General features: G+C 68.0%; 11 protein-coding genes. 8 read left to right on the forward strand and 3 right to left on the reverse strand.

Annotated features, from left to right (window positions below):
• Positions 1 to 46: 46 nt before the first annotated feature.
• The 6 genes from ACFQRF_RS15745 (at position 47) to ACFQRF_RS15770 (ending at position 5,986) form a co-directional block, all read left to right on the forward strand.
• Positions 47 to 1,789 (forward strand): type IV secretory system conjugative DNA transfer family protein, encoded by a 1,743-nt coding sequence (locus ACFQRF_RS15745; protein WP_379871850.1) that lies wholly within the window; start codon positions 47 to 49, stop codon positions 1,787 to 1,789.
• Positions 1,790 to 1,835: 46 nt separating this feature from the next.
• Positions 1,836 to 2,948, forward strand: a complete 1,113-nt coding sequence (locus ACFQRF_RS15750; protein WP_379871851.1) for a hypothetical protein — start codon at positions 1,836 to 1,838, stop codon at positions 2,946 to 2,948.
• A gap of 43 nt (positions 2,949 to 2,991) precedes the next feature.
• Complete coding sequence (locus tag ACFQRF_RS15755; protein ID WP_379871852.1) at positions 2,992 to 3,402, forward strand: DUF4913 domain-containing protein; 411 nt, start codon at positions 2,992 to 2,994, stop codon at positions 3,400 to 3,402.
• Between the two features lie 43 nt (positions 3,403 to 3,445).
• The gene (locus ACFQRF_RS15760; RefSeq protein WP_379871853.1) at positions 3,446 to 3,754 is read left to right on the forward strand and encodes a hypothetical protein; all 309 of its coding nucleotides are present in this window, start codon (positions 3,446 to 3,448) and stop codon (positions 3,752 to 3,754) included.
• Between the two features lie 80 nt (positions 3,755 to 3,834).
• Positions 3,835 to 4,917 (forward strand): zeta toxin family protein, encoded by a 1,083-nt coding sequence (locus ACFQRF_RS15765; RefSeq protein ID WP_379872085.1) that lies wholly within the window; start codon positions 3,835 to 3,837, stop codon positions 4,915 to 4,917.
• A 49-nt stretch (positions 4,918 to 4,966) separates the two neighbouring features.
• On the forward strand, positions 4,967 to 5,986 hold the full coding sequence (locus ACFQRF_RS15770; RefSeq protein WP_379871854.1) for an adenosine deaminase: 1,020 nt from the start codon (positions 4,967 to 4,969) through the stop codon (positions 5,984 to 5,986).
• A 19-nt stretch (positions 5,987 to 6,005) separates the two neighbouring features.
• Here the strand turns inward: ACFQRF_RS15770 and ACFQRF_RS15775 are convergent, their stop codons facing one another.
• Positions 6,006 to 7,121 carry a hypothetical protein gene (locus tag ACFQRF_RS15775; RefSeq protein ID WP_379871855.1) on the reverse strand — a complete coding sequence of 372 codons (1,116 nt, stop codon included), beginning with the start codon at positions 7,119 to 7,121 and terminating at the stop codon, positions 6,006 to 6,008.
• 189 nt (positions 7,122 to 7,310) lie between these two features.
• On the reverse strand, positions 7,311 to 7,859 hold the full coding sequence (locus ACFQRF_RS15780; RefSeq protein ID WP_379871856.1) for a hypothetical protein: 549 nt from the start codon (positions 7,857 to 7,859) through the stop codon (positions 7,311 to 7,313).
• A 410-nt stretch (positions 7,860 to 8,269) separates the two neighbouring features.
• On the opposite strand from ACFQRF_RS15780, the gene ACFQRF_RS15785 reads away from it, so the two are divergent.
• Positions 8,270 to 8,497, forward strand: a complete 228-nt coding sequence (locus ACFQRF_RS15785; RefSeq protein ID WP_379871857.1) for a hypothetical protein — start codon at positions 8,270 to 8,272, stop codon at positions 8,495 to 8,497.
• A gap of 208 nt (positions 8,498 to 8,705) precedes the next feature.
• Here ACFQRF_RS15785 and ACFQRF_RS15790 read toward each other — a convergent pair whose 3' ends face one another.
• A complete protein-coding gene (locus ACFQRF_RS15790) occupies positions 8,706 to 10,262 on the reverse strand; it encodes a CBS domain-containing protein (protein ID WP_379871858.1) in 1,557 nt (518 codons plus the stop codon).
• Between the two features lie 767 nt (positions 10,263 to 11,029).
• Between ACFQRF_RS15790 and ACFQRF_RS15795 the strand changes: the two genes are divergently transcribed.
• Entirely contained in the window at positions 11,030 to 13,195 is a 2,166-nt protein-coding gene (locus tag ACFQRF_RS15795) for a hypothetical protein (protein WP_379871859.1), read from the forward strand.
• Positions 13,196 to 13,198 lie beyond the last annotated feature (3 nt).

Raw genomic sequence — 13,198 nt, forward strand, 5'->3', positions numbered from 1 at the left:
GGGCCGGGGCACGAGGCGGAACCGACCGCGGGGAGGGCGGGATCGAATGGGCAAGCAGCAGGGCGGCCGAGCACCACTGGACCCGAGTCAGTACTGGCTGATCGGCCTCATCGGGGCGGGCGCGCTGCTGGTCACCGCGCTGTGGCTGGGCGGCACCGTGGGCGCGTGGGTCTCGGGGGCGGGCTGGAACCCGCCACCGTTCAGCTTCGAGACGCTGTTCCGCGCGCTCGGCGGTGAGCAGGTGTGGGCCGGGGCGTCCGGCGGGGCGGTGGTCACCGGGATGGTGGCCGCGGTGGGGTTCCTCGTCATCCTCGTGGTTCTGGTGCTGCTGCTCGCCGGCCGGTCCGGCGGCGCGCGCGGGCTCGCCCGGCGGGCCGAGGTCGGTGACCTCGCGCCGGCCGCGGCGGCCGAGAAGGCGAAGCGGCTGCGGCGGTCGCTCAAGGGCCAGAAGAAGGTACTGCCGGCCGACACCGGGCTGCTGCTCGGCGACCTGTCCCCGTCCGGCCCGGAGCTGCGGGCCTCGTGGGAGGACGTCGCGGTGGTCTTCATGGGGCCCCGCTCGGGCAAGACGTCCGCACTGGCGGTGCCCAACGTGCTTCAGGCACCCGGGCCGTGCGTGGTCACGTCCAACAAGTCCGACATCTACGCGATCACGGCCCGCGAGCGCGCGCGCCGCGGCCGGGTCTGGCTGTTCGATCCGCAGGCGATCGCACACGCCGACCGCGACATGTGGTGGGACATGCTGTCGACGGCGCGCACCATCGAAGGCGCCGACCGCCTGGCCATGCACCTCGTCTCGGCCAACGCCAACGCCGAGTCCGGCGACGACTTCTGGGCCAAGGCCGGCCGCAACCTGCTCCGCATCGTGCTGCACGCCGCCGCCATCGACGGCCGCAACCTGGCCGAGGTGCTGGACTGGCTGGCGGACCCCGGCAACCAGACCCCATTGATCATCCTGCGCAACCACCGCCTGACCGCGCTCTCAGAGAACCTCGACGGCACGGTCCGCGGCGCGCCGGAGACCCGGGACGGCATCTACGAGCACGCGCGGCAGGCGGTCTCCTGCCTCCTGGACCCTGAGGTGCTCGCGTGGGTCACCCCGGACCCGCACCGGGAGGAGTTCGTGCCGGGCGCCTTCGTCCGCTCCACGGACACCTTCTACCTGCTGTCCAAGGACGGCGGCGGTGGTGCGGCGGGCGTGATCGCGGCGGCCACCGACGCGTGCATGCGCGCCGCGGTGGCGGTGGCCGAGGCCAGCCCGGGCGGCCGGCTGGACCCGCCGATGGAGGCGATCCTGGACGAGGCGTGCAACGTCTGCAAGATCCAGGACCTCCCCGACCTCTACTCCCACCTCGGCTCGCGCGGCATCCTGCCGGTGACGGTGATGCAGTCCTACGAGCAGGGCGTGCGGGTGTGGGGCAAGAGCGGCATGGACTCGCTGTGGTCGGCGGCCACCATCAAACTCCTCGGCTCCGGACTGGACGACCAGGCGTTCGCCGACCGGATCTCCTCCCTCGTGGGCGACCAGTACGTGAACGAGTCGTCGGCCTCCTACGGGCGGGAGGGCGGCAGCGTCACCCGGTCACAGAAGCGGGAACGCATCCTGGACGTTTCCGACGTCCGCGAGATCCGCAAGGGCACGGCGCTGCTCTTCGCCACCTCGACCCGGCCGGCGCTGCTCCGGCTCAAGCCCTGGTACCTGGAGAAGAACGCCAAGACCATCTCCGCCGACCAGGGCGCCGAGGAGGAGGCGATCGCGGCGCGTGCGGCGAAGCGGCTCACGATGTGACGCGCCCGGCCCCTGGCACCTGACCATCCCCCCGATAAGAGGCGCTATGCACACCGACCACCTGGGGCGGGCGCTCGCCGCCACGCTCACGCTCGCGTTGACGGCCACGGCCTGCGGCGGGGGCGCCGATCCGGACGAGGCCGTTCCGGGCGACGCCACACCGTCGGGAAGCGCCGAGGCCCGGATCCCGGCCGAGGACCTGTCCGGGTTCGTGATGTTCCACGTCGGCGGGGGCGAGCCGTACCTCACCTTCCACGACCCGGAGGACGGCGGTCAGCGCCTCCAGATCGACCTGTCCGGTCTGGTCGGGGGCGACCTCAACGTGGACGCCATGCAGGCGGCGCACTTCGCGGTCACCACCGACTTCCGGCACGCCGCCTACGAGGGAGCCGGCGGCGTGCACCTGGGCACGCTGGACGACGCGGGTTTCGCCTACGGTGACACGGTGCTGCTGGAACCGGAGGAGAGCGGTTCCTTCGGCGACGGCGCGTACACGTACGAGCGTCCGGCGTTCTCCCCGGATGGGAGCGAGTTGTGGATGGTGCGGTCGGACGACGGCGGCGACGGGCCGGAGCAGGTCGTCGCCACCGGCATCGCCGACGCGGGCTCGGCCGCCCCACGGGAGGTGGGCGAGGTGCCGCGGGGCACGGTCCCCATCCGCTACACGGAACCCGGCTGGACGCCGGCGTTGGTCAGCATCGACTCCGCCTACGCGATCGGCGGCGAGAACGACCTGCACGTGGTCGACACGACCGCCACGGAGGAGGGGCCATCCGGCCTGCGGTACGCCGTCGCAGGCGACCGGATCATCCCGATCAACTTCCGGAGCGACGGAACCGGCGGCTACGTCGGCCCGCTCAACGAGACCGGCGGCACGGACGAGGTGACGAACCTGCACCGGTTCTCCCTGTCCCCGGACGGCGAGCTGTCGAACGAGACCGAGGTGGTGGCGGACCTCGGGGTGGTGATGGACGACTACTGGCCGGACCCGGCGAACGAGCGAGTGCTGATCACGGCCAACGGCAGATTCTTCCAGGCCCCCTTCGAGGCGTCGGGAGAGCCCGAGGAACTGTTCCCGGAACTCACGTTCGAGGGGCCGGACGCGGGATCATCGGATATCGGCGACCGGTTGCTGGGATTCTTTCCAGTTCCGGAATGACGGCAGACATGAGAACGACAGCGAGCGGGCAGGAACGGGAGTCGTGACGACCGTCGAAAACCCCGAGAAGGACGTGGCGAAATACCTTTTCGCGATCACGGACGACGCCGAGTACACGGAGGCGTTCCAGGGGCTGGTCGCCTGGGTCAACGGCTTCATCGTCCCGGTGTACGTGACCGCGCGGGTCCCGAGCTCCCGCTTCCCATGGTGCGCCACGTGGTGGGAGCACCCGGAGGCGCTGGGGCGGCTGCACTCGCTGTGGCTGGCCTACACCGCGCTCACGGCCGACCTGGAGGAGGCCGGCGGAACGGGGCCGAGCATATGGCACCGGGACCACCTCGATCCGATCATGCAGCAGCTGCGGGCGCCGGACGGGCCGTTCGCGGGGTGCATGACGAAGCCGGGGGTGGTGAACCATGTGGCGCCGCAGGAGGTTGCGATAGTCGAAATCTGAGTGGGTGATCGGTATCGCTTTGAGGTCGAAAATGGGAGCCAGCATGAGTGAAGGTCCGAATGAAGAAGCGCAGCAGCCCGGAGCGTCCACAACAGGGTTCCCTCTCCCCTCTGGGGAAATTCTTGATCTACAGCATCTGGCGCGTGCCTATATCCAACAGGTGATGCGCTGCTATGAGGCCCTTCTGAACCGAGAGGGGGACCAGCGGCGACAGGCGGAACTCGAAGCGCAGTGGGAGCGCTATTCCAAGGAATTGAGGGCGCGAGGTTGGCTGGAGGAGGACGAGGCTCGGCGCGTCGTCAATGAATATCCGCACATCGTCCGGAGGCTTCGCGCGGAGATCGACTCGTGAACCCGGAGCTCTCTGAAGCGGAGAAGGGGATTGTCCAGAGGAACAGGGATCGGCGGATACGCCATCTCACTCCTCCCGGTATGCCCAGACGGTCAGCTGGTGAGCGTCCGCAGTTCTACGCACTGGCTGGACCTCAGGCATCAGGGAAGACATCAACCCAAGAAAACCTTGTCAGGGTTCTCGATCAGAATGTGACCGCGTCATATGACGGTGACGACAATGCAGGGATTCATCCCCGTTACGATGCATTGGCGCGTGCACACGGCCTTGATGGGCATAGTGTCGTCTCCAAGGCACTGCCGAACTATCACCCGCAGTATCTTGGTCATTTGCGTGGTGAATTCGGCGGCGAGAAGTACGACGTCATTGCGAGTCATCCGTTCGGTAAACCGGAGTGGGCCGAAGCGTGGGTCGATGGATTCAGGAAACAAGGCTACGAGACGACCGTAATATTTGTTACCACGCACGAGTCGAACAGTCGCATCGGTATCCCCTATCGGTACCAGCTCGAACGTGACCAGGCGGGGCATGGCCGGTGGCTCGACCTCAAACACCTTGATGACGCGTACCGGAACGTGCCGGACGTGGCCGCCCATCTAGAGCGGAACGCAGTCCCGGGGATTCCCCTGGCGGCACAAAAGGGGCTAGTGGACCACGTGTACGTGGTCAACCGCAACGGTGAAGTTCTGTATGAAAACCACCGAGGTTCCGACGGCGCCATGGAGAACCCTCTTGGTGCGCGGGAAGCGATTCTCAGGGAGCGCTCCAGGGCCCCCACGCCGGAGGAGGTTGGGCGATTCGAGTCCCAGGTGGCCTACCTCCGGGATCCGAGCAATCGCACAGAGCCGCTCGACCCCAAGGTGCTTGCGGCCGTCGACGAGGCCGAACGGCAGCATATGACCCTGCGTCAGGAGGGTGTCGTGCAACCCGCTGTTCAGCGCAGGACCATCGCTCAGGCGATCCTTGACCAGGCCAGTGCCTCGACCCGACAGTCCACCGCCAAGTCCTCCGTCCCCACCTTCGCTCGGGCCGCCAGCGCCTCGCAATCGGGTTCCGTACCCGGCGACAAGCAGATCGACAAGGATGTGGTGGCGGGACAGGCGCAGGGTTACGTGCACAGGGCCGGCAGTTCCTCCGGTTCGTCCGGTTCACACCGCCCCTGAGCTGTTGCAGCCTGGACCCGCTGGTCGGATCGCTGGCAGGCTGGCGGCCATGTCGCACACTCCGAACGTGGCCGGCCTTCCCAAGGCCGAACTCCACGTCCACATCGAGGGCACGCTGGAGCCCGAAATGGTCTTCGCCCTCGCCGAGCGCAACGGCATCGCGCCGCCGGCCCCGACGGTGGCCGAGCTGCGGGCGCGCTACCGGTTCCGGGACCTGCAATCGTTCCTCGACATCTACTACGCCAACATGGCGGTGCTGCGCACTGAGCGGGACTTCCACGACCTGGCCGCCGCGTACCTGGCGAGGTGCCGGGACCAGGGGGTGCGGCACGCGGAGATCTTCTTCGACCCACAGGCGCACCTCGCCCGCGGCGTCGAGATGGGGACTGTGGTGCGGGGGCTCGCCGCCGCATTGGAAGCGGCACGCACGGACGAGTTCTCGGCGGAACTCATCATGTGCTTCCTGCGGGACCAGTCGGCCGAGTCCGCCGCCGAGACGCTCCGGCTGGCCGAACCGTTCCTCGACCGCATTGTGGGCGTGGGACTCGATTCGGCGGAGGTCGGCCACCCGCCGTCGAAGTTCGCGGAGGTGTTCCGCCGCGCGCACGCCCTTGGGCTGCGGGCGGTGGCGCACGCCGGTGAGGAAGGGCCGCCCGAGTACGTGCGGGAGGCACTCGACGTGCTCGGCGTCCAGCGGATCGACCACGGCGTCCGCGCGCTGGAGGACCCCGCCCTGGTGGCCCGGCTGCGCACCGAGCGGATCCCACTCACGGTCTGCCCACTGTCGAACGTCCGGCTCGCCGTGGTCCCGGAGATCGCCGCGCATCCCCTGTCGCGGATGCTCGCCGAAGGGCTCGTCGTCACCGTGAACTCCGACGACCCCGCCTACTTCGGGGGCTACGTTGCCCAGAACTTCGCCGCGGTGCGCGACGGGCTGGGGCTGTCGACGAACGACCTGCGCCGGCTCGCCGCCAACTCCTTCGAAGCGGCGTTCCTCGGAGATGAGCGCCGGGCGCAACTGCTCGCGGAGGTCGCCGCGTGGCCGTCGCCTCCGGACGGCAGTGGGTAGCGTCCGTTCCGCTGGCAGGTCAGGGACGACGCGGCCCCGGCGAGTTGCTCGGCCCGTCCGTCGGGCCCCGACCCCGGTGACTCCCTCCATCGGACGGCCCGCCGTGCTTGTCGCCGGGCACGCCTTTAGGGGGCGATGCTCCGGCCGTACGGGCGAAGTTCGGGACCGAATGCTTGGGCGGAGCGTCCGCACCGGTCGCGCGGGCGGGGTTGGGGGCGGGGGCGGAGGGCGTCTCCGGAGCATGTCGAGGGGAATCGTCGGCAAGGTGCGGGTCGGTGGCTTCCGCTGATTGCTGAAGGCGGGCTGTACTTCGCAGGGAACGTTGCTGGGCTTCAGCCTGGTCCACGGCTGCTATCGTCTCAGGGTTGTCCGTTTCTCCGTAGGTGAGCATGATGACGCGCCCGTCATCCTTCGCCAGAACGATGGATCTCAGGTACCGCTTCTCATCCCCGTCGACGACGGCGCGCGCAAGGTGGAGCTTTTCCCCTCCTTCGACCGCTTCGCGTTTCGCCAGCACGCCCTCCCGGACCGTACGCTCCGCGCTTGCAAAGTATTCGCGAATCACATCGCCGCGCTGTTCTTCCTCCGGTAACTCGTCGTAATGCTTTCGTGCGTGATAGGCGGCAGAGATCTCGTGGCCCATATCGATGCCGTCCGCTATATTGCGGATCTCCTGTTCCTTGTCACCTTCCTGGAGCCAGGGGTTCAATATCGACGGTTGACTTCGAAGCTCACGCACCACACGAACGTCGGCTTCCAATCGCGCGTGGACGTCCATCTCAAGGATGTCCTTGGCGGCCGCCTGAAAAAGGGTGGTTTTTGGGAAACTCGCTGCTTTCAGTAGTCGAACCCGTTCGTCGTACACCGCTTTGAAATATTCGTATCGGTACGCGAACTCCCGAGGGTTAGCGGCGTTGTGTAGAGCGAACCGCGTCGCGGCGGGGTGCAGGCTCTTCTTGATCGACTTTCGGAACGATTGCTCAAGGGCTTTCGCTGCGCGCTGCCACTGATCTCCGGTTCGATCGTGGTCACCGCGCAGTTTGCGGATCTCGTCGTCGCGGAGTCCGGCTTGGCGCAGGCTGTTCTCCAGCCCCTCGGCCTTCTTAAGCTTCTTCCCCAGTTCGGGATCATCCACCGCGCCACCGCCGCGTGCTCGCCTATTCGGATGTAGCAATTGGTGTGATTGCTATACCCGGAGCGACTTCGCCATTGATGCGTTACGCCGTCATGGCCAATAGTGGTCATGAAGTGCGGTGATCATTTCGAAAGAGGGAGACGGTCTCAGGAGTGACCGAGAGAGGGCAGGAGAGGGGTGCGGTCGGCCTTATAAGCCGTCGTTGCTGTCGTAGTCGATGCGCTCGGCGCGCTCTTCCGCAGTCATGTCCTGCCGCTTGGGGGCTCGCCACCACCAGTGGGTGTCTGGGACCCATGAGGGGATAGCTGCTTCTGGTACTGGTGGTGCATCGTCGGAGACCTCTTCAAGAGTTTCGTCGATTTCCATAATCTCATCGAGGTCATCCGGAATGAGTAGCTCGCTCCAAGGGGTGTACTCGTCGTTCAGTAATTGCAACGCGGACCGTCGGTGGCAAGCCCGTGAGAATCCGTCGAGACGGCCTCTCATCGCATAGTTGAAGCAGTCGAAGGTGTATATGCTCAGACCCGCCGGATTGCGCCCTGAATTGAGGAGTCGGACCACCTGTTCTTTGAACTCTGCGAAGCCTTCAGGGAGGGAACGGGCCTCCTGGACGACTTGTTGGAGATCCATGAGTTTGTTAAGCGCCCTCCGCACATGGCCAGCGGCGCTCCCGGACTCCAGCTCGGCTCCCTCGGTGAGGATCCTGATGGTGGCGCGCATCAGTTCGTCGGCCCGCATGCTCACCTCTTGGGGTTCGGGACCCGATGTGGGGCCGTCCAGGGCATAGAGCAGAGCTACGACGCCCTATCTACCCCCAAGAGGAGATCGCAACACCGTGTCGTAAACGCGTCCGACGGCGCTGGCCGCCTTCGGGCACCCGCCGCGCCCCCGGCGTCCGATGGCCTCCAGCCTCGAACCACCACGTCCCCGGCCCGGAAACCCCGTGCCCGGATCACCGCTTACCGCCAGCCCGAATCACGACCGCACCGCCGTCACGTGCGCCTCCGCAACGTGACTGAAACCGGCCGATTTCCGGGGAACCGCCCCTTCCCTCCTGCCGTTCCACCGGTTGATCCGCCCGAGCCCGTGACTCTGTCCGGACGATCGGCGGATTCGTTCCGTAACCGCTGACGAAAGGTGACGACACCATGGCCATTGCGGTCGACCTGAGCACCGTGCTCGACAAGGCCTGGCAGGACAAGGACCTCACCGAGGTCCTCGCGGCCCCGGTGAGCGCGCTGAAGGGCGTCTCAGACCGCGACGGCGAACTGCTGAAGGAGGCGTTCAACATCGTCACGGTCGCCGACCTGGCGAACAACAAGTACTTCGCCAACGCGGCAGCGCTCGTCGCGCTGAGCAAGGCGACCGGCGTCTGATCACTCCTCCCACATAACCCGGGCTCCCACACGCCGACGCGTGTGGGAGCCTTTGCGCATGTGCGTTCGGTGGGTTCGATTGCGGGAGGACGCCGGGAACGCGCCGCCCTGGCCGGGCCGTTAAAGGCGACGGTTACCGGCGGCCTCCGCGCGCCGCGACAGAGCGGTGGTGCCGGCCCCGGGGCTCCTCTGGCGCGGTTTCGGCGCGTCAGTGCGTGGGGTCGACGGTCCGGAGCAGCGTCAAGAAACTCTCAAGCTTTTCCAGATCCTCTGGGGGCATGGGGTCGGAGCTGAAGTGCATGGTCTCGTTCCGGATGCTGATCACGGCGCCCAGTAGTTCCAGAAACAGGTCGTGGTCGAGATTCCAGCACATCAGCGCCCAGTTCGCGGCATCACCCAGCAGAAAGCGGTAGTTGCCGAGCGTGAGGCTGTCCGCGGAACGCACATGCTCCTTCTTCCGCCGTGCGTACGACTGGATCACCGGGAGTGGGATCACCTCGTTGACCCGATGCCGCAGGCGGCGTTCGATCTCCTCGATGAGCACGAAGGGGCGGGCGAGGTCACCGAATCGCCGGGTCAGGTCTGCGGCCGTCACGATTCCGGTCACGCCGCTCTTGTCTGGGCTCCGAACGAACACGAATCCCTTGGTGTAGATGGGTTCGATCTGGTTGAGGAGAAGTTCGTCGTACTCCACCAGCGGTGCGGCGACCGTGGCCTGTGCCAGTTGTGCGGACGGGTCGGCGATGCGCGCGCGGCCGATGGACTCCCAACTCACGGCGCCGTGGTAGGTGCCGTCTTCCGCGATGACAGCCAGCTGCGAGAAATTGCGGGCCAGCATGATTGTCATCGCTTTGCTGATCGGAGTCTGCGGCGTCACGGAGGTCACCGGGCGGTTGGCGCTCTCGAGGTCCCCGAGGCGCGGAGTCACCGCTTCACGTTCGAGCCCGTCGTCGACGTCCTCGATTACCGGGGACGTGGTCATGGGTCGCCCGGCCGTCGGCTCCGCACCCACCTGGACGAGTTCGATGATGTTGTCGATCCAGCCCTCGGTAAAGGGCGGGCGTGTGGCGAGGCCTTCATCCTCCAGGTCCTTGTTGATGCGCTCAACGGCGGGGGCCGTCCGGCGGATCGTGCCCCAGTGCTCCAGGAACGCCCGGATGGTCAGCCGCACCGGATTGTCCGGGGCACGGTTCACCGCTTCCTGGAGAAGTTCGGCACTGCTCGCGGCGGAGTACTCGGTCGCCGTCGTGTCGCCGTTTCCCGGGTCGGTCCCATGCGCTGCGAGGTGCGCGATCCTTCGGGCGGCGTCGAAGCGGGTCAAGCCGCACACCGTCAGCAGCGATCCCATGCTGTGCAGCAGGTCCTGCTTGATGGCGTCGCGTGGGACATCCGTGCGCAGCCATTCGACGGACCGAACATGACGGAAGCCCACCGGGGCTCCAGCGCGGAAGACGTAATCTCCTGTTACCCGGCCGATGGCGACCATGGCATGGCGAGTCTTCATCGGCAGGACGATGAGGTCACCGACCGCGATGACGGACCTGAATCGCCAGAGTTGGCCGGTCCAGTTCGCGATCAGCGCCTTACCGAAATCCGGGTACGTCCGTCGCAGCTCACTGCGGAGTGCCTCTCTCGTCGTGCACGCGCTGAGGTCGCCTACCTCGTCCCACCCGGCGATCATGAGTCCTTCGGCAATGGCGGCATTCTCACGCTCCCCGTCGCGTCCGCCGCGTACCAGCCATGCCACTGGGATGGAGCTGGTCACGAATAACCTCCTTGGCGACGGGGTCGCTCATAGCGCGTGGCGATCTCACTTGGTGCGCCGCATGCTATCCGGCGCCATGACAGTCGGGGACGTCGTTCGGTGCGACGATTCCAAGGAGGCAATGCCGGCGGGGGAACGGTGCTGCGCCCTATGGCCGCGGATTTGGTGTCGTAATCGCGTGCGCGGAAAAGCTGTCCACCAGGAAGAGTTCCGCGAAAACGCCGATTCGAGGACGCCGTATGACTCCGGTGGCACGCTGATGGAGCGATGTCGGAGCGGCTCCTGCTCATCGACTGTCCAGAAGCGGTCACCTCGGATTCCTCGCACCATTACGGTCGGTGTTCTGCGGCCCTCGGTCGACGTGCACTCTGCCGCTCCGCATGCCGGCCCGTTCTAGCCGACCGACGCGTCACAGCGCTCCGAACAGTTCACCAGGCCCGTGGCAAGGTTGATCGTCAGCGGGATACAACCGCAGTACTGCATTGGCGCGAAGAGAACGTATGCCCGCTGTGGGACAGCACCCGTTGCGCGGTGCCCAGGCGGCAGCCTGGCGAAACGCAGCAAAGATCATACGCACCGGTGAACCGGCTTTTCCGCGGGCCTCCCGGGGTGGGCGTCGGCGGCTCCAGCGGGGTGGGCCACGCTAACCTGGGGCGTGCCCCGATCGGTCAGTGGTGGGGCAGGTCCGCCGCTCTCCGGTTGCCGCACGCAGCCCCTGACGAGAACTTGACGTCCCGGTTCCCCCGAACTCCGCCCAGGAGGACGCAGTGCGTGACCCCGTGAATCCCGGTGACGAGCCCTCCGGTGTGCGCAATCGTGCGGAGAACGCTGGGACGGCGGTGCAGGCCGGGTCGGTCGCGGGGAACGTGAACGTGAACGTGCACCAGCGCGCCGGCGATGTCCCCCATGAAGTGCCGAAGCCGCCGCCGGGGTGGCATGACCGGGAGGACGCGCTGCGGCGGGGACGCGCGGCGATCGATCCGGGGGCGGAGGGCAGGGACGGGGTCCCGATCTTCGTGGTCGAGGGGCCGCGCGGCGTCGGCAAGAGTACGCTCGCCCACAAGCTCGCCAGCGTCATGGCCGGTCTGTTCGCGGACGGCCAGCTCTACGTGGACTACACGCTGCTCGACCCCGACGGGCTCGCCGGGGCCAACGAGGCGCTGGGGCAGCTTCTGGTCTCCCTTGGCGTGCCGTCGCAGGAGATGCCCGCCCGGCTCCCGGAGCGGCTCGCGCGGTACCGGTCCGTGACCCACGATCGCCGCCTGCTCGTGGTCGTCGATGGCGCCACTCAGGCGGCTCAGGTGGCGCAGCTGGTTCCGCAAGGGCCGGGTAGCGCGGTGCTGGCCGTGGGGAGCCGGGCCCGGCTCGGGGAGCTCGCGCTCGACCATGCCGAGTGGCTGCGGCTGGATCCGCTCAAGGACGCCGACTCCGCGGAGCTGCTGGCCAAGCAGTGCGGACGGCGTCTCGACGGTGTGGACGCGCACGGTCTGGCCGCGATCGTGGCGGCGTGTGAGGGCCTTCCGCTGGCCCTCGTCATCGTCGCCGGACGGCTGAAGGCCGACCCGGACCTCAGCATCGCGGCACTCGCCGCCGAAGTCGCCGATGAACAGCGACGGCTCCGGGCGCTGTCCGTCTCCGATGGCTTCGCCCTCACCTCGATCTTCAACGTCGGTTACGCCGGACTGTCCGCGGACGCGGCGGCCGTGTACCGGGCGCTCGGCTGCTGGCCGGGCCGCGTCTTCGACCGTGCCCTGGCCGCCGACGCCGTCGGCCGTACCCCGTCCGAGACGGCCGCGCCGCTTGCCGAGCTCTGCGCCGCCGATCTCCTCGTGAAGGAGGCGGAGGGAACGTTCCGGTTCGTCCACGGGCTGGTCCGGCTGCACGCCCTGGACCGCGCCACCGCGCGGGACGGCGCCGCAGCGGGCGGTACCGTGCTGCGCGCCGGCCTGGACCGCTACGTCGCGACGCTCGCCCACGCCGACCTGGCCATCATGGGGCCCCGGCTCAGCACCGTCGACGCTCGTGGGCTCGCCGCCGGGCACGACACCCCCTTCCCCGGCGACCGCGGCACCGCTCGCGGCCGCGCGCTGGCCTGGCTGCGCGCCGAACGCGACGGCATCCTCGCCGTCCTGCGGGCGACCGAGGCCGAAGGACTCGACGAGTACGGTTACCGGATCGCCGAGCTCGCCACCGCCCTCTACCTCAACCACCGCTACCTCGCCGACTGGGTGGAGACCGGCAGCCGCGGCGCCGACGCCGCCCGGCGGCAGGGGGCGCACGCCACGGAGGCGCGGCTGCGCAGCCTGCTGTCGCGGCCCCTCACCGACCTCGGCCGCGCCGACCAGGCCCGCACGGAGCTGGAACGGGCGCTCTACCTGGTGCGCGAGGAGCAGGATCCGCTGCTCGCCGCGTCGGTATGGGAGTTCTACGGCCGGTACCTCGACACCGTCGACCGGCCTCGCGCTCTGGACGCCTACGCGCACAGCCTGCGGCTCAACCTGCGGTCGGACGATCCGCGGGCTCCCCGGGGTGCGGCGCTCGCCCGCTACTTCGCCGGGCGTACCCGACTGGCCATGGGCGAGGCGGAGCAGGCCGTCACCGAGATCCGCGCGGCGATCGCCGCGTTCGAGAGGTTGACGCCCCCTGACACGCGGATGGCGAACCGTGCGCGCGGCAGCCTCGCCGACGCTCTCGCGGCGGCCGGCCACACCATGGCGGCGATCGCGACATATCGGGCGGCGATCGCCGATCTCGAACGAGACGATCACGACTACTACGAGGCCGAATACCGCCAGAGCCTCGGCGCGATCTACGCCGAGCTGCGCGCGGTCGAGGACGCCCGGACGCACCTGAACCGGGCGTACGAGATCTTCGCCCGGTTCCGAAGCCCGCGTGCCGCGGAGGTGGCGGCGCTCCTCAACGGTCTGGGCTGAGCG

Source organism: Marinactinospora rubrisoli, assembly GCF_042664915.1.
Lineage (GTDB): Bacteria > Actinomycetota > Actinomycetes > Streptosporangiales > Streptosporangiaceae > Marinitenerispora > Marinitenerispora rubrisoli.

Bases quoted from the DNA above. Each gene is read 5' to 3' on its own strand.
- ACFQRF_RS15770 (WP_379871854.1), top strand. From the start codon at position 4,967: ATGTCGCACACTCCGAACGTGGCCGGCCTTCCCAAGGCCGAACTCCAC.
- ACFQRF_RS15785 (WP_379871857.1), top strand. From the start codon at position 8,270: ATGGCCATTGCGGTCGACCTGAGCACCGTGCTCGACAAGGCCTGGCAG.
- ACFQRF_RS15745 (WP_379871850.1), top strand. From the start codon at position 47: ATGGGCAAGCAGCAGGGCGGCCGAGCACCACTGGACCCGAGTCAGTAC.
- ACFQRF_RS15765 (WP_379872085.1), top strand. From the start codon at position 3,835: ATGCCCAGACGGTCAGCTGGTGAGCGTCCGCAGTTCTACGCACTGGCT.
- ACFQRF_RS15780 (WP_379871856.1), bottom strand. From the start codon at position 7,859: ATGCGGGCCGACGAACTGATGCGCGCCACCATCAGGATCCTCACCGAG.
- ACFQRF_RS15760 (WP_379871853.1), top strand. From the start codon at position 3,446: ATGAGTGAAGGTCCGAATGAAGAAGCGCAGCAGCCCGGAGCGTCCACA.
- ACFQRF_RS15750 (WP_379871851.1), top strand. From the start codon at position 1,836: ATGCACACCGACCACCTGGGGCGGGCGCTCGCCGCCACGCTCACGCTC.